11 protein-coding genes and 2 pseudogenes are annotated in these 15771 nt (G+C 70.7%); 6 read left to right on the forward strand and 7 right to left on the reverse strand.

The features are described 5' to 3' along the window. Positions 1 to 1172: ISL3 family transposase (locus tag AB0E14_RS36985; protein WP_362429000.1), on the reverse strand; the 1172-nt coding region annotated here is incomplete at its 3' end. A gap of 836 nt (positions 1173 to 2008) precedes the next feature. On the opposite strand from AB0E14_RS36985, the gene AB0E14_RS36990 reads away from it, so the two are divergent. Next, complete coding sequence (locus tag AB0E14_RS36990; RefSeq protein ID WP_362429003.1) at positions 2009 to 2347, forward strand: hypothetical protein; 339 nt, start codon at positions 2009 to 2011, stop codon at positions 2345 to 2347. A 128-nt stretch (positions 2348 to 2475) separates the two neighbouring features. Further along, the gene (locus AB0E14_RS36995; RefSeq protein ID WP_362429006.1) at positions 2476 to 4338 is read left to right on the forward strand and encodes a tetratricopeptide repeat protein; all 1863 of its coding nucleotides are present in this window, start codon (positions 2476 to 2478) and stop codon (positions 4336 to 4338) included. A gap of 122 nt (positions 4339 to 4460) precedes the next feature. Here the strand turns inward: AB0E14_RS36995 and AB0E14_RS37000 are convergent. Beyond that, positions 4461 to 5877: pseudogene (locus tag AB0E14_RS37000) on the reverse strand (DUF2637 domain-containing protein). Between the two features lie 27 nt (positions 5878 to 5904). Then, positions 5905 to 6642, reverse strand: a complete 738-nt coding sequence (locus AB0E14_RS37005; RefSeq protein ID WP_362429027.1) for an ATP-grasp domain-containing protein — start codon at positions 6640 to 6642, stop codon at positions 5905 to 5907. Between the two features lie 563 nt (positions 6643 to 7205). On the opposite strand from AB0E14_RS37005, the gene AB0E14_RS37010 reads away from it, so the two are divergent. Further along, a complete protein-coding gene (locus AB0E14_RS37010) occupies positions 7206 to 7724 on the forward strand; it encodes an RDD family protein (RefSeq protein ID WP_362429009.1) in 519 nt (172 codons plus the stop codon). Between the two features lie 602 nt (positions 7725 to 8326). Here the strand turns inward: AB0E14_RS37010 and AB0E14_RS37015 are convergent. From AB0E14_RS37015 to AB0E14_RS37030, 4 genes are all read right to left on the reverse strand, one after another. Beyond that, positions 8327 to 9124 (reverse strand): hypothetical protein, encoded by a 798-nt coding sequence (locus tag AB0E14_RS37015; protein ID WP_362429012.1) that lies wholly within the window; start codon positions 9122 to 9124, stop codon positions 8327 to 8329. Positions 9125 to 10095: 971 nt separating this feature from the next. Next, entirely contained in the window at positions 10096 to 11889 is a 1794-nt protein-coding gene (locus AB0E14_RS37020) for an isopeptide-forming domain-containing fimbrial protein (RefSeq protein WP_362429015.1), read from the reverse strand. 307 nt (positions 11890 to 12196) lie between these two features. After that, positions 12197 to 12685: a hypothetical protein gene (locus AB0E14_RS37025; RefSeq protein WP_362429018.1), complete on the reverse strand. Its 489-nt coding sequence runs from the start codon at positions 12683 to 12685 to the stop codon at positions 12197 to 12199. 45 nt (positions 12686 to 12730) lie between these two features. Further along, on the reverse strand, positions 12731 to 12874 hold the full coding sequence (locus tag AB0E14_RS37030; protein ID WP_362429021.1) for a hypothetical protein: 144 nt from the start codon (positions 12872 to 12874) through the stop codon (positions 12731 to 12733). A gap of 582 nt (positions 12875 to 13456) precedes the next feature. On the opposite strand from AB0E14_RS37030, the pseudogene AB0E14_RS37035 reads away from it, so the two are divergent. From AB0E14_RS37035 to AB0E14_RS37045, 3 genes and pseudogenes are all read left to right on the forward strand, one after another. Next, positions 13457 to 14170: pseudogene (locus tag AB0E14_RS37035) on the forward strand (ISL3 family transposase); the annotation flags it as partial. Positions 14171 to 14705: 535 nt separating this feature from the next. Continuing rightward, on the forward strand, positions 14706 to 14927 hold the full coding sequence (locus AB0E14_RS37040) for a hypothetical protein (protein WP_362429030.1): 222 nt from the start codon (positions 14706 to 14708) through the stop codon (positions 14925 to 14927). Between the two features lie 33 nt (positions 14928 to 14960). After that, a partial coding sequence (locus AB0E14_RS37045) for a MerR family transcriptional regulator (protein WP_362429024.1) occupies positions 14961 to 15771 on the forward strand: 811 nt, incomplete at its 3' end.

Raw genomic sequence — 15771 nt, forward strand, 5'->3', positions numbered from 1 at the left:
AGGGGCAGGCCCCGCCGGAGGGGTGCGACGGCCATCTTCACGCGCTGGTAGTGGCCGAGGTAGCCCTTGGCCCGGAGTTCCTCGTGCAGGATCTTCGCGCTGTGCTGTCCCTCGTCCCAGCGTTGCTGCAGGTAGTCGAGGTAGGGGTCCAGGGTGGAGGGCTTGCGGGGCGGGCGGCGCATCACCTCCTGCCAGGTGCGGGCCCGGGCGTATTTGCCGACCGTGCGGCGGTCCAGGCCGAGCTCGCGGGCCACGGAGCTGTGGCTCCGGCCGGTGCGGGTCAGGGCCTGAACGGCCTCGAACAGCCTGCGGGCGTGCCGTGCGGCCCGGGTGTCCTCCACGGTGTTCACGGCGGTCTCCTCGGCCGGTGCGGGACCGCTCTCGCCGGCCGGGGGCAGGGCGGCCGGCAGGCAGCCGCGGTGGGCGGAGGCGATGTCCTGGACGCGGCGGGAGAGGCCCTGCCAGAGGTGGAAGCGGTCGCTGACCTGCACCGCATCGGGCGCGCCGCCCGTGATGCCCTGCCGGTAGGTGAGGGAGCCGTCGCGGCAGGCGACCTCGACACCGGGGTGCTCGCGGAGCCAGCGGCTGAGTTGGTCAGCGTCACGCCCTTCCCAGAGCGTGAGCGGGAGGCGGGTGGTGGCGTCGACCAGGAGGGTGCCGTAGCTGTCGCCGTAGAGCGCGAAGTCGTCCACCCCCAGCACCCGGGGCGTCTCCAGCGACGGAAGCGGAACCCGCATCAGCTGGGATATAACGGTGCCCCGCGAGAGCCTGATGTTCAAGATCCGCAGCATCCGGGCACCGCCCCGGCCCGCCAGCACCACACCGACATCCTCCACCAGACGCTGCAACTGCGGTGTGCGCCGCTGGTAGCGCACGGTCAGCCCCGCCACCTGCTCGGCGAAGGTCACCTTCGGGCACGATGCGTTCTCGCAGTACAGACGGCGCACGGACAAGTCGATACGCACAGGCCGGCCGCCGAGAGTGACGTCGGCGAGGCGCCGTACATAGCGGCTGTGGCACCACTCGCTGAGCCGACCGCACCCCGTACATCCTGCGGGAACGCCAGACCTCGTACGGGCGAGAATCGCCACAGCGGCATCAGAGACATCAACCGACACAACCAGGATATTGGCCAACTGCGGCAGCAAACTGGCCAGTTCGACAGAGCACAACCACAGGCTGCCCGCTACGCGGAGCGGCTGACCGTGTCACCGAGATGATCTCCGCCTACGGAATTCTTGCCAGAGCCACGTTCATGTGTACGCCGACACCCGTGTCAACCGGTGTAGCCGTTCAGGATCAGGCCGTATGCGGCCTGGCGGCGTTCGCCAGCGGCGGCGCGGCACCACACCGATGGCCTCGCCGATCTCCTCGAGGTGCACGACATACGTGTCCGGCTGGGCTGGCCGTTGGTCGGTCGGGCGAGCGGCGTTCGCGGCGAGGATCATGCAGGCAACCTTCCGCTCCACCCGCCCACGGGGGAGAGCCGACCGTGTCCTCCGCCTCCAAGCCGACGAGCTCGTAACGCGCGGCCTCCACACAGGCCGCGGCGGCGGCCTGGGCCATGAACGTGGCGTGCCGCTCGGCCTCCGAAAACATAGGCGGCGCGTTCCGCTTCCTCAGCGGCCCGCTCCGCTGCCTCGAGCGGCCACTCCGCCTGGCGGCGGCTCGCCTCCGCCACGACCTCCGCGACCTGGTCGGCGCCGGCCAGAGCCTGCGGAGGCCTGCGCCTCACGCCTCGAGCTGGAGAGGAGGTGTCGCTCCGGGCGGTCGGCAGCGAGGTGGGGTTCGTCGTGCTCGATTGATCTTGCCAGCATGGGACGAATTCGGTGGAACCGGTTGCTTCCTCTCCAGCGTGTTGCCGATCCTGAGCAGGTCGCCGGGTACCACTGTTCGGCGGATCGCGGGATGACGGGAGGGAAACTTGATGGCGGGTTCGGGGAGTCGAAGCCAGGCTGTCGCTTGGGTGGTGATGGGTGTGTGCGGGGCCGCGTTCGTCGCCTTGGTCGTGACGGTGATCGTGCGGGGTCTGCCGTTGGGTGACCAGCTCGCGAGCGTCATCAGCGCTTGTGCCGCGCTGGTCGGAGTGGTGATCTCGCTCGGGTTCCTCCTCAAGCCTGCCCAGGGCGGAGGCGCGACCGCGGTCGGGGCGGATTCGGTGGCGGTCAGCGGAGAATCGGTCGGTTCCGCGTTCGGACCCGGCGCCCGCCACACCGGGCCCCACCCCACCGTCACACCGTCAGGGCCGGCCGGACCAGCGGGGCCGGCTCGCGCCGAGGACGGGGGCACCGCGGTCACCGGCCGGCACGACGGCAGCGCCTTCGGGAAGGACGCCGTCGCCGAATGACCCCACCCCCGCCCCGGTGGCCTTGGAACCGCCGGGCTCCTGACGTAGAGCCAGCTCTCTCGTCGGCTGGTCCAGCCGATCCTGAGCACACCGCTCCAACGCCGAAGGCACCTGGACATCAGACTGAAGTGGGCGCCGCCACCGTCCCGGGGCCAGGTGTCGTCGCGGGTCCGGCACGTGCTTCCGGCGGGTCGGTCGCGTTCAGCGGGCGCGCCGAGTACAGCGCCATCGGGCCCGGCGCGTCCGTCACCATCACCACGCCTGCACCGGCTCCCGAGTTCCCGTTGGTCGTGGGGGCGCCGCCGGCAAGGGTGAGCGCCTTCCAGCCCCGCGAGGAACTGAGGGCGAAGATCGACCGAAGCCGGGCCGAGGGTGAGGGCCAGACGGTTCTGGCGCAGGTCCTGTCCGGGATTGGCGGGGTCGGCAAGTCGCAGCTCGCGGGGGCGTACTTCCAGCAGGCCGTCGAGGATCGCGTGGATCTGACGGTGTGGGTCGCGGCCGGCGATGTCCAGTTGGCGTTGGGGCAATACGCGCAGGCAGCCCGGGCAGTGGCCGCTCCCGGGGCCGCTGGTGATCCCGGCGCCGTTGAGGACGATGCGCGGGCGTTCCTGAATTGGCTGCGGACCACCGATCGCTCCTGGATGGTCGTGCTCGACGATGTCACCGATTTCGAGGCGATGGCGGCTTGGTGGCCGCCGGGCCGGCCGGGGGTCGGGTGGACGTTGGCCACGACCCGGCAGCGCGGCGCCACCGTAACCGGGCAGGGGCGGACGATCGTCGATGTCGACGTCTTCGAGCACGACGAGGCCATCGCCTACCTCCACGAGCGACTCGCCGAGTTGGGCCGTTCTCGCCTTCTCAGCGGCAACGAGGGTCAGCTGGTCACGGAGCTTGGGCATCTGCCGCTGGCGTTGGGCTACGCGGCGGCCTACCTCATCAACGAGAACATCACCGCCGGGGAGTACCTGGTCGAGCTACGCGACCGGAAACTCTCCCTGCGCGACGTTCTGCCGGCCGGCGCTGAAGGCTACGGCGGCCCTGGGGGCCGCCCCCGTGACATCGCCGCGGCTCTGCTGCTCTCCCTTGACGCCGTCACCCGGCTCGACGCCAACGGAGGCGCCGTGCATGAGGGCGGACGCCTGGCGGTGGGGCTTCTGCGGTTGACCTCGGTCCTGTCACCTGACGGGCAGCCCGAGGGGGTGTTCCATGCCGGTCCCGTGCGTGATGCCTTGGCGGAGATCTCGGAGGGCGACTTTCCTCCACCGGATCGGCGGGTGATCAGGCGTGGGCTTCGTCTCCTGCACAACTACGGTCTGATCACGCATCACGACAAACAACCGATCGGCGTCCACGCACTCACCGCCCGAGCCACACGAGACACCACACCGACTGACATCAAGGGCGCCATCGCCCGAGCGGCCGCCGGCGCGCTGGTCGAAATCATCCCCGCCGACAGTGAGTACGACCACAACACGCTCACCCTGATCATCGTCAACGGACAATCTGTCGTGTCACACGGGGAAGCTCATCTCTGGCAAGCGGACGGGGCTCACCCGCTTCCGCTTCACCTGGCTGGGCTGTTGCGTAGGGTCGGGCTCCACCAGCAAGCCCTCGAACTGCTGGAAGAGCTCTCCAGCAGACTGCACGCGCACTTGGGCTCAGACCATCCGGATACCCTCGCCGCTCGCGGCGACCTGGCCGTCACCTACTCCGGCCTGGGCCGCTACCAAGAAGCACTTCGCATCAAAGAGGCTGTCCTCGCCGACCGCGAACGCCTCCTCGGACACGACCACCCCGACACCCTCCGTACCCGCCACAACCTCGCGATCACCTACTCCCACCTGGGCCGCCACCAAGATGCACTCGCTCTCCACGAGGCCCTCCTCGCCGACTGCGAACGCCTCCTCGGACCCGACCACCCCGACACCCTTCGTGCCCGCCACAACCTCGCGATCACCTACTCCCGCCTGGACCGCCACCAGGGAGGTTGAGTGGAACCGATGAACCTGTTCTGGCACTGAGATGGAACGCGGGAACAAGTCATGGAGGCACGTCTTGAACGGCGGCGGCATCCGATTGGGGTGGCGCCCGTCAGCGGTCGATGCGACTCGCGTCAGCCGGTGTAGCCGCTCAGGATCAGGTCGTAGGCGGCCTGGCGGCGTTCGCCGGCGGCGGTTCGGGCGACGCCGATAGCTTCGCCGACCTCCTCAAGAGACACGACGTACATGTCCGGCTGGGCGGGCCGTTGGTCGGCGGGGAGAGCTGCGTGGGCGGCCAGGATCATGCGGGCGACCTTCCGCTCGACGCGTTCGCGGGGGGAGAGCCGGGCGGTGTCCTCCGCCTCCAGGGCGGCGAGCTCGTGGCACGCGGCCTCCGCGCGGGCCTGGGCAGCGGTCTGCTCCAGGAGCGCGATGTGCCGCTCGGCCTCCGCCGCGCGGAGCGCGGACTCGGCGCGTTCCGACTCCAGGCGCTCGGCCTCCGCACGGCTGCGTACGGCCGCGGCTTCCTGCCGTTCAGCCTCGGCGACGGCGGCGGCGGTCGCCTCGCGGTCCTCGGCCGTGCGACGGTTGGCGGCTTCGGTGCGGGCGAGGGCTTCGGCTTCGGCGGCCGTCTTCTCGGCCTGTTCCTCCCGCTCGGCGGCCCGCTCCACGGCCTGGGCCGAGCGCTCCGCCTGACGGCGGTTGGTCTCCGCCGCGAGCTTCGCGGCGTGTGCGGCGGTCTCGGCGTCGGCGGTCGCGGTCGCCTCCGCGGCGCGGGCGTTCGCCTCGGCTGCCGTGGTCTCGGCGGCGATCTGGTGCTCGGCCGTCGTCACCTTCGCCGCGATCCCCATGCGCCGTACCCGGGCGTCTGCCTCGCGCTCCTCGGTGTCCAGGCCGCGCTGCACCTCGCGCTCCTCGGCATCCGCGATCCGCTGGAGTTCAGCCGCGCGCCGCGCGTCCTCGGCTTCCTTCTGCTCCTGGGGAAGGGAGAGCGCCTGGTCCACGCTGAGTCCGTAGGGGGCCATGGTGAAGGGGAGCATCGCGGCCGCGCCGGCCTTCTTCTTCCACGCGCGCCCATACTGGTGCTGGAGCCATGCCCGGTAGACGGTGCGCTCCTGTTCCATGGCGACCATGCGGGCGTAGGAGGTGATGCCCCACAGCTTCATCCGCCGGTACAGGCTCCAGGTCCGCCACGGGGAAAGGATCCAGCGGTGCAGCGGGACGTGGTCCGATTCGACGCCGAGGGACAGCTTGTTGGTCCGGATGATCAAGTGCCGTACCGCCTCGACGACGGCGACGAGCAGCAGCGGAAGCACGCCGTGCATGGCGGCCGCCAGTGGGTCTTCCCTGATCGGCTCGTCGCCCCTGTTGGCGTTGAAGACGATGGTAGCCAGCGTCAGCAGATGCGCGATGCGGTAGGAGCGGCCTGGGCATTCGGCGCCAGACCAGGGCCAGATCGAGGCCGTACATGGCGATGATCCCGGCGTCGATACCGATGGGCAAGACGAACGAGTAGACCCCGAACCCCTTCGACTCGGCGAGGCCTCGCAGCGCGTCGTAGGAGCCGACGAACTCGGATCAGTCCCGTTCGAACGCCATGTCCCGCGGCCGCACGTGCTCGCGTGGCCCCGCCGCGCGCAGGATCACGTCCAGCACCCGCGCGGGGTCGGCCGCGTAGGCGTGTGAGAACCACGCCATGTTGGCTTCCACCACAGCCCAGCGGTGGCCCGGGCGGTATGGGTCGAGGAGTTGTCCGACGTCCACGACGACGGCGCTGGGCAGCGTGTGCCCTGCCGCGGCGAGAAGCCGGTCGGTGAACTCGGTGATCTGCGTGGCGGTGGCCCGGTCCTCACGGTCCGTGCCGAGCGGGCGGGGGTCGAGGCGCCCGAACACCGCGTACCGACTCGCCGCGGCGATCCGGCCGTCCAGGAGGAACAGCCGGTACTCGGCCGCGAAGGTCACCACGTCGGACAGCAGCACCGGTGTCGCCGAGTCCAGGGCGGAGGGCAAGCGGGAGCCGTCGGTGTAGACGTCGGCCGGGAAGGACTTGTCGCGGGGCGGTTTGACGAATGTCGGCCGGTCGATCGCCCATGCGTCCACGACGGTCCCCGCCCGGATGCGGCGGCCGGTGAACTCCTCCGGCAACTCGGTGAGCCAGCCGTCTGCCGGCTCCAGCAGCGCAAACCCGAGCCGGCCGGCCAGCCGCGCGCCCGCGACCGGCCCGCCGTACCAGTACGCGGGGCCTGCCAGGCCGGGCCCTTCCGCCGCTCTGACCGGCATCCCTCGCCCCGCTGCCTCCACGGCCAGCAACTCCATCGTCGACGTCCGCCGCCCCGGCATGACGAGCACCCCGCACCCCTCCCGCACTCCGCAAAACCGCCACACTAGCCCCGCGTCGGCGCCACCGCAGTCGAGAATCCCCTGGCGGGCGAGGCCGCCGGCGGTCGGTGTGGGCTGCGGCGGACCGTAGGCGGCTGATGCGCTGCCAGCGGGCCGCTCCAGCCCTCTCCAAGCGACCGGGGGGGGCGCGCCGCCCGGAGCTGGGGGAACGGGGCTGCGCCGGTGGGTGCTGTGGCGTCCTGACTGTGGTCGTGCAGCGGTGCGGTGGTCGGATGGGGAGGTGCCGTGGGCGGCGAACACCTCCGTGCCCTACAGGCTGCCGGAGCTCCACTTCGATGCGAGTCGGTACGACGCCGAAGTGGCCTGGCCGCAGCAACGATCATGGGCGTTACCGGAACTGCCTGGGCGCGCAGCGCCACACGGGCAACCGCACCTTGCCCCCCCCGGGGCGGTCCTGGTTCCCGCCGGCTTCCGAGGCGCTGGGGGGGCGGCCTCCTGGCGCAGATCCGGGAGTCCAGGCGGAATGTAGGATTCCGCAGATGCGTGAGATCGACTTGTTCAACTCGATGGCCTCCGGCAGCAACGTCGGCCGGATTCAGGCCGCTCCGGATGCCCGTCCCGGTTCTCCGGCGGGTCTCCTGCCGCGCTGTGCCGCGACTGCCATCGATCTGGTCATCGCGGTCGCGGTCATCCTCGTTCCGCTGGTCGGCCTCGACCGGATTCTCACGGCCGCCGGTGTCGCCGACGGCGAAGCCGGCGTGATCTGGCGCACCACCGCCACCCTCTGGTTCACCGCCTTCTTCCTGCTCTACTCCCCTTTCAGTGTGTCGCGCTGGGGCGCGACTCCGGGCAAGCGGGCCCTGCGCCTCAAGGTGGTGCGCTTCGGGACCGGCGAGCGCATCGGCTACGGCCAGGCCGTCGCCCGGCACCTCACGAACCTCGTGGTGACCGGCATCCCGGTGCTGTGTGTTGCCAACGTCTCCTCCATCAATCTCAGCCAGAACTGCCGTGGCATGCACGACAAGGCGTCGGGCAGCGCGGTGATCCACTGCCCGTGACCGCGCGGTCAGGACGGGCGGAGACGCCCAGGCCTTGCCCGGCGAGAAGGTGGACTGGCAGGTGGTGACCACCGTCCGGACCAGCTCGACCAGTTGGGCGCCGCTCTGCCGTCGTGGGGGTCGGCCGGGCGGCGGCCTGTGAGCGTTCCGCGCCGAGGACCGGTACCCGACGCCGAGGCGACGGCGCTGCTGCATGACCTCGCCTCCGCGGCCCGTGCTGGGTCACAGGCGTTGTCGCTGCAGGCCGGCGGGGCTCAGGGGTGGTCTGGTCGGGCTTGCCCGGGGCGGGGAGGCGCGCTGGGCAGGTCCGGCCGATCCCCGGGCGCCGGGTGGGGAGGTCGGGCGAGTGTCCTTGAGGGCGACGTCCAGGTGCGCATGCGGCTCGGGCATGACGGTCGGGTTCGCGGGCAGGCGGGAGGAGAGCGGGAGACATGGCCGCTCAGCGGGGCCTGCGGCGTCCCCCGACCGCCAGGCCCCGGGGCAGGGTGGAGACCGGCCCGCACTCGTGACGCGGTGCGGGCCGGTCCGCTGCCCGGCCCGACATCGGGCCGGCCGGGCGTGAAGGACGCGCGCGTACGGGTGTCGGGCCCGGCTCTGCGGGGTCAGGCAGCGCGGTTTCCCTCGGCGTCGCACGGCAGATGGGCGGCGGGGCCGTTGACTGCGAAGTCCCGCTGCGCCTGCCGCTCGGTCTCCGCAATCGCGGTCGGTGCGATGTCGATGATGCCGCCGAAGGGGCGGTCGACGTCGCGGATGATGACCAGGGCCGTGGTCAGCAGCGCGGTGATCACGACGAGGGTGACGATCTGGCCCCTGTTGTTCCTCCTGGGCAGGCAGATCCCGATGGCGGTGACGGTGATGACAAGGGTGGCGAGCAGGAACCAGAAGATGGTGCTCGGGATGCTGGACGTGGCCTGCGTCAGGCGTTCCTCACGTTCGTCGGAGCGCTTGTTGTCTGCGGCGACGAGCATCCCGAAGACCGGCTGGCCGGCCAGGTCCTCGAAGGTCTCACGAAAGCCGGTCGACCAGACGTTCGGGGCCGGTGAGCCGTTGCCGTCGGCCATGGCAGACCACTCCTGGACACGGACGGCACGGGCGTAGCAGACGGCGCCGGCCTGGATGCGGGCCCGCTCGGTAGCGGGGGCGTATTCGGCGGTCTCGACGAGCTGGTCCAGCGCGCGGGCCTCGCCACGTGAGGCGACTTCGGCTTTGCCGTAGGAGCCGTTGGCGGTGACCAGGACGAAGGAGAGCAGCAGGACGGTCATGGTCAGCAGCGGACCGACGAGGTCTTTGACGGCCATGCCTTCGTCGTCGTCGGCGTGGACGAGTCTCGGCCGCAGCCAGCGGTTGGCGGCCAGTCCCGCGAGCAGGGCCAGCAGAGCGACGACGATGACGAGAACCACGGGATGCCACCTCGGGGCGGAGGGTCGGATCCCGGCGACGGCCGGGGCCCGTGATCATTTCCGTGACCACGCCACGCGCGGAAGAGCGGAACCGTTTCTCGCCTCACAAAGAGCGACACAACATTCCCCCAGCCGGACGACGCCGGCCCTGCGGCTGTCCCGCGATCACCGGTCACGCGTCGCCGCGCGTGCTCGTGCCGGCTCGGGCTGCCGGGAGTCGTCGCGGAGTAGCGAACGGAGTACCGGTGGGCAGATCCCGGATGTGCCGGTCGAGCCGTGTCCCCTCCACACCGTGGAGGTGTCTGTCAGCCCGCCGGCCGGGCGGCTGTGACGGATACGCAGTGGCCGGCACCCCACACCGGAGGGCTCGCACCCCGTGCGTCCGACCCTCGCGTAGAGCGGCACCAGGACAGCGGCGGTGCGGCGCGGATCGGACCCGCACCAGCGCGCCATCGCGCTGCACCACGGTCGTGCGGTCCACCGTCGCCACCGCACCACCCTGATGCGCTCCATCGGCATCGCCGCACCGCACCGGGACGCGCCACCGCCGTGCGGCTCCTCTCTCACACCCCCTTGACCGCGGCCTGATCGCCGGCCGAAACGGCCGATGTCAGAGGGAAACGTCGTGGGAGCAGACCTGGACCAGGCGTGTGGCGAAGCTGGACAAGGGGGCGCGCGGCTGCCGTGCCGCACCCGGACAAGGAGCCGGTCGACGGCGGGCGCGCCGGTGGAGAGCATCGGCGCGGTGCGCCGGGCGCGCGAGTGCCGGGCATCGCCGGGGGCGGCGTACCGGGTGCGGTGGCGCACCATCGCGGTGCGCACCACGGTGGCGTCCGTCGTCATCCGGCGCACCGGAGAGTGGGCCGCATCGTGAATGGAGCTGTGGTTCGCCCTGCGGACGCCGTGACTCACCGACGGCCGAGGCAGCGGCGGGGTGCTCCCGGCCCCGGGAGCACCCCGCCGGGATCAGGTCACGGGCAGCCGGGGCCCGTGCCGGGGTTGGTGCAGACGTCGGTGCCGGGGCCGCCGTTGTTGGTGTTCGTGCCCGCGCCTCCGTCGAGGTTGTCGTTGCCGGCCTCCCCGAAGAGGGAGTCGTCTCCGGAGCCGCCGGTCAGGGTGTCGTCGCCCTGGGAGCCGTGGAGGGTGTCGCCGCCCGTGCCGCCCTCGAGTCGGTCGCTGCCGGGCCCGCCGGTGATCACGTCCGCCCCATGGCCGCCGCACACGAGGTCGTCGCCGGCGACGCTGTTGATGGTGTCGTTGCCGCTGCGGGCGAGGATGACATCGCGTCCGGACGTGCCGCTGATCTGGTCGTCACCAGGGGTGCCGGTGAGGGTGGGCTGTTCGCCGAAGCATGTGGCCGCGTCGACGGTGGTGGTCTGCGTCGCGGTGTCGTTGGCCGGGGCCGGATCAAAGACCGCGCCGGCGACGCCCGCCGTGTCGACGGCGATGTCCTCGGTCGTGGCCGTCACGGTGATGGTCCGCGCAGCGCTCGCTCCGGCGGTCAGGGTGCCGACGTCACAGGTGACGACGTCCGGGGTGGTGCCGACCACGGTGCACCCGGGGGACGCCGAGACGAACTGCAGTCCGGCCGGGAGGGTGTCCTGGAGCACGACCCCCTCGGCTGTCTGGGGGCCGTTGTTCGTCGCGGTGAGCGTGTACGTCACGTCCTGCCCCACCACGACGGGATCGAATCCCGTGTCGGACTTCGTGACGGCCAGGTCGGCGTCGCTCAGGTGAAGGTGCCCGATGAAACCGGAGGTTTCAGCGAACCAGATGTCGCCGTCCGGGCCCTTGGTGATGCCCGCGGGGCCGCGCTCGTTCGAGGGCAGAGGGAACTCGGCGATGACGCCGGACGTGCTGATCCGCCCGATCCTCCCGCCGTTGATGTCGCTGAACCACAGACTGTCGTCCGGCCCCGCGACGATGTCCTGGGGAAAGGCATCGGGGCCATTCGACGGCAGGTCGTACTGGGTGATCACGCCGGACGGCGTGATCCGGCCGATCCGGCTGCCGCCGAACACGGTGAACCAGACGTTCCCGTCCGGGCCGGCGGTGATACCGGTCGGGCCGCCGCCGCCTGGGACCGGGAACTCGGTGACGACTCCGGACGGGGTGATCCGGCCGATGAGGTTCGCCCCGATCTCGGTGAACCAGAGGTTCCCGTCCGGCCCGGCGGTAATGTAGGACGGTTGGCCGGAACCAGCGGGCAGGGGGTACTCGGTGAGGTCGCCGGAGGTCGTGATCCGGCCGATCCGGTTGCCGTTCTGCTCGGTGAACCACATGGCCCCGTCCGGGCCGGCGGTGATGCCGGTGGGTTCGACGAACTGGTCGGGGAGGGGGTACTCGGTGACCGTGCCGTTCATGTCGATCTTCCCGACCCGGGAGTTGAAGTCCTGCATGGTGAACCAGAGGTTCCCGTCCGGGCCGGTGGCGATGTCGTGCGGACTGCTGAACTGGGTCAGGGGGTACTCGGCGATGAGAGTGCCAGCCGGGCTCATGCGGCCGATCTTGTCGCCGACCGCCTCGGTGAACCACAGATTGCCGTCCGGGCCGGTGGTGATACCGACCGGGGTGGCGGCCTCGGGGGTGGGCAGGGGGTGCTCGTCGATGACCACGGCGGCCTGGGCCTGCGGCGCCCCGGCGGCCAGGGGGAGGGCAACAGCCATCAGGATGCCGGCCAGCAGCGCGCCAAGTCCGCGCCGACGGCGGGGTTTCGGCCGCTCGGGGGACGCCGGCTCTGGCGGCTCGAGGGTGGTGAGAGGCATGGGCGAGCACCTTTCGGTCGCATCGGAACGCGCCCGTCGTATCAGAACCCGATCGTTTCTGCGGACGCGGCGGTACCCACGACACGCCGCACCCCCACCCACATATCGCCCGATCGGAGTCGTGCCCGTCGCGGAGCGACAACGGGCGAACGGCCCCGCCACTCAGGGCCAGAGCTCGTTCACGGCCGTGCGGGCGGTCGTCTTGAAGGCGGTCACCAAGGCATCCCACACATCGCCCATCCAACCCTCAGGGCGTAGGTCACGGTCCGCCTGCCGCAGCCCACAGATGAAGAGACGGACGTCCGTGTCACCGATCTCCCGGTTCGCAGTACTTCGAGGCCGTCGGACTCGCGCCGGTGACGCGGGCCGCGACCGTGACGGACCAGACCGTAGAGCCGATCTGCCGGAGCCGCACCAGGGTGAGTTGCTCGCCCCGGCACCGGCCGGAGCCTCCGTCGAGCTGGAGGCTGCCGGCCGGCGGGTAGTGGACGGCGAGCTTGGGCTCGTCCCCACTGCCGACGGGCAGGTAGGCGCCGATGAAGAGACTCGCGAAGCCCGCCGCGCCCTGCCCACCGCTCGCCACCGGCACGGACGGGGCGGACTTCGGTGCCGCGGTCACGGGCGAATTGGGTACCGAGAGGTAGGCGAGCGCGCCCAGCAGCGGGCCTAGGGCGACCAGGCCCCAAAGCATCCAGCGCAGCAGGGCCGCCGAGTTGGCCCGGGCACCGGTCGACCAGCCGCCGACCCATCCGGCGTCCGGGTCGGCCTCAGGCTTCTCGAAAGGCGGCGTCTCCAAAGCAGCCTGCCAAGTCGGCCTTGCGGCGGCCGGTGACGACGGGGCTCATCCCGTGCCCCAAGCCGACCGCAGGGTGTGGCCGGCCAGCTCGGCGATCCGGGCGCGGCGTTCCGTTTCAGGGCGGCGGCTCAGCGCGGCGAACGCGGCGAACGCGGCGAGGACGAACTCGGCGTCCTCGCCGAGGAACACGCGGAGCCTTCCGTGCGTGCCGGTGCCGAAGGGACGGACGACGTCGCGGCGAGGAGCTGTTCGGGCGTCAGGCAGCCGGCCCAGGAATCGGTCATGGCGGACAGGCCATCGCCGAGGCGGCCATCGGTCACCCAGCCGGACAACGCCTGCCGGAAGCCGGGGTCCACGTACAGCGCGGCCCACTCGGCATCCAGCCGGTCGACTCCACACCGGCGGCGGGGTACAAAACATCATGCACGGCACGTCCCCTCTCGGAACTCGTGCCGCACACACTCCACAGACCAGCATGCCCAAAGCTCGCCCCACACCCGAAAGACCATGTGCCAGGCGCTTGCCCGCTCTCTGGGCAATCCCCCCGTGAGCCTCCGGGCAAGCCAGCCTGGAAGGCGGTCAAGCCACCATGACCGTCAGCCCATGCCCGGCCCGGGCTTTGTTCACGAGAACCGGGTTCTGGCACAGATCTTGTTCGATTGCGAGGGCCTGACTCGTGCCAGACGGCGTGCACCTTGTCGCCTGACGGCCGGAAGTGACGCTCCCTCAGGTGCATTCCGTTCGCTGCTGTGGACGGCGATGGTGCGGGTCATGCAGACCGACGCGCTGTTCTGGGACCCGCTGGTGTTCGAGGGGATCGATGAGGTGGAGGTCGAGGCGGTTACGGCCGCGTTCGGCACGGTTGAGGTAGTGGCGAGAAGTCGCGCGGTCGCGGCGACGTGTCCAGACTGCGGCCTCTGCTCGGATCGAGTCCACGACCGTTACCAGCGCAGGCTGAAGGACCTTCCGCTCGCTGATCAGGGCTTCGTGATCCGGCTGAAGGTCAGGCGTTTCATCTGCGGGACGGCGGACTGCCCGCGCCGGACGTTCGCCGAGCCGTTCTCCCGGCTGACTGTCCCGCGCGCACGGTTCACCACGCGGCCCAACCGTTCCCTGGAACGGGTGGGGCGCGCCCTGGCGGGGCGGGCCGGCGCTCGGCTGGCGGCCCAGCTCGGCTTCGGTGCAGGGCGGATGACCTTGTTTCGCAGGGTCACGGCACTGCCCGATCCGCAATTCAGTACTCCACGGGTGCTGGGCGTGGACGACTTCGCGATCCGTCGCGGCCAGACCTACTCCACGGTCTTGACCAGCGTCGAAGACCATCGCGTGGTCGACGTGCTCCCGACCCGCGAGGGCGGACCCCTGGCCGCCTGGCTGATCCGCCACCCCGGCGTGGAGATCATCTGCCGGGATCGGGCGGGCGCCTACGCCGAGGGCGCCCGCCGCGGTGCCCCCGATGCTCTGCAGGTCGCTGACCGGTTACATCTGTGGCAGGGCCTCGGCCGGGCCCTAGAGACCTGCGTCGCCGCACATCGCGACTGCCTGCCCAACCCAAAGCCCAGCGGCACGCCGCCGCAGGACACCCAACCAACTCCCTTTCGGCCGCAGGACGACGCGGAGCCTGTCGGCCGGCGAGACGCGCGCAAGAAGGCTGCACACGCCCTGGTCCACGAGATGCTCGCCCAGGGCCACTCACGCTGGGCGATCGCCCGGCACCTGGGCTGTGGGCTCGACACCGCTCCTGTACGCGAACGCCGGATGCTGACAGGACACCATCCGCGAGAACCAACCCCGGCCCAGCAGGCTGGACCCCTACAAGCCCTACCTGGAACGACGATTCGCCGAGGGATGCACCAGCGTCACCCGGCTACACGGCGAGCTGGTCTCCGAGCACGCTCCTGTCACCTACGGCATGGTCCGAGCGCACATCGCCACCTTGCGCGAGGCCCCATCCGCCGCACCGCCACGGCCGCCGACGGTACGGCAGGTGACCGGCTGGCTCACCCGCCACCCCGCAGCCTTGAGCGAGGAAGACCGCGTCGGCCTCGAGGACGTCCTGGCCTGCTGTCCCGAACCGGACACGACCGCCGGCCACGTCCGCGACTTCGGCGAGATCCTCACCGGCCGCCTCGGCGCCACGCTCCCTGCCTGGACCGACGCGGTCGACCCCAGCCAGCCACCCGGCCGCCTCACCGGCACCTGCACAGAGCCCGTGGCCGCCCCAAGCCTTGGCCCCGGTTGAGTCTCCCGCGGGGGGAGACATCAAGCTGGGGGCATGGACAGCGACAGGCTCTATTCCATCGGAGAACTATCCCGGCGAACCGGCCTGACGGTGAAGACCATCCGGTTCTACTCCGACAAAGGCATCGTCCCGCCAACCGACCGGAGCCCGGCGGGTTACCGGCTTTACGGTCTCGACGCACTCGCGCGCCTGGACCTGGCCCGCACGCTGCGTGATCTCGGGCTCGATCTGGCGACCGTGCGCAAGGTGTTGGACCGGGAGGCATCCATACCGGAAGTCACGGAAGCACACGCCAACGCCTTGGACGTGCAGATTCAGACTCTCCGCCTGCGCCGGGCAGTACTCCGCGCAGTCGCCAGACGCGGCCCCACCGCCAAGGAGATAGACCTCATGCACCAACTCGCCACGCTCTCTCAGACCGAACGACGCCGACTGGTATCCGGATTCATCGACGACGCCTTCAAAGGTCTTCACGCCAACCCCGAGTTCGTGACCCTGATGCGATCCGCCATGCCCGAGCTCCCCGACGATCCCGCGCCCGAACAGGTCGAGGCCTGGGTGGAATTTGCAGGACTCTGCCAGAACGCAGACTTCCGTGTCGCGATACGCCGCACAGCTGAGGACCAGGCGGAAGAGCCTTCCCAGCAGGACGTCACTACTCTGCACAATGCTCTCAACCAAGCGATGCGTGAACGAATCGCCGAGGCTGTATCCGCCGGCCTCCTGCCAGCCTCCGACAAAAGTGCATCCGGGACCTGTCCCCGAGTGGTGGACACCTCTGAGCCCGGTCCCGGTAGGGGCCGGGTAGGAGGCATCTTTTATGGTGATGAAGGTCTACTCGCCC

The organism is Streptomyces sp. NPDC047981 (assembly GCF_040653315.1).
Taxonomy (GTDB): domain Bacteria; phylum Actinomycetota; class Actinomycetes; order Streptomycetales; family Streptomycetaceae; genus Streptomyces.

Excerpts from the sequence above, each read along its gene's own strand:
- AB0E14_RS37010 (WP_362429009.1), top strand. The coding sequence starts at position 7,206 with ATGCGTGAGATCGACTTGTTCAACTCGATGGCCTCCGGCAGCAACGTC.
- AB0E14_RS37020 (WP_362429015.1), bottom strand. The coding sequence starts at position 11,889 with ATGCCTCTCACCACCCTCGAGCCGCCAGAGCCGGCGTCCCCCGAGCGG.
- AB0E14_RS37005 (WP_362429027.1), bottom strand. The coding sequence starts at position 6,642 with ATGGAGTTGCTGGCCGTGGAGGCAGCGGGGCGAGGGATGCCGGTCAGA.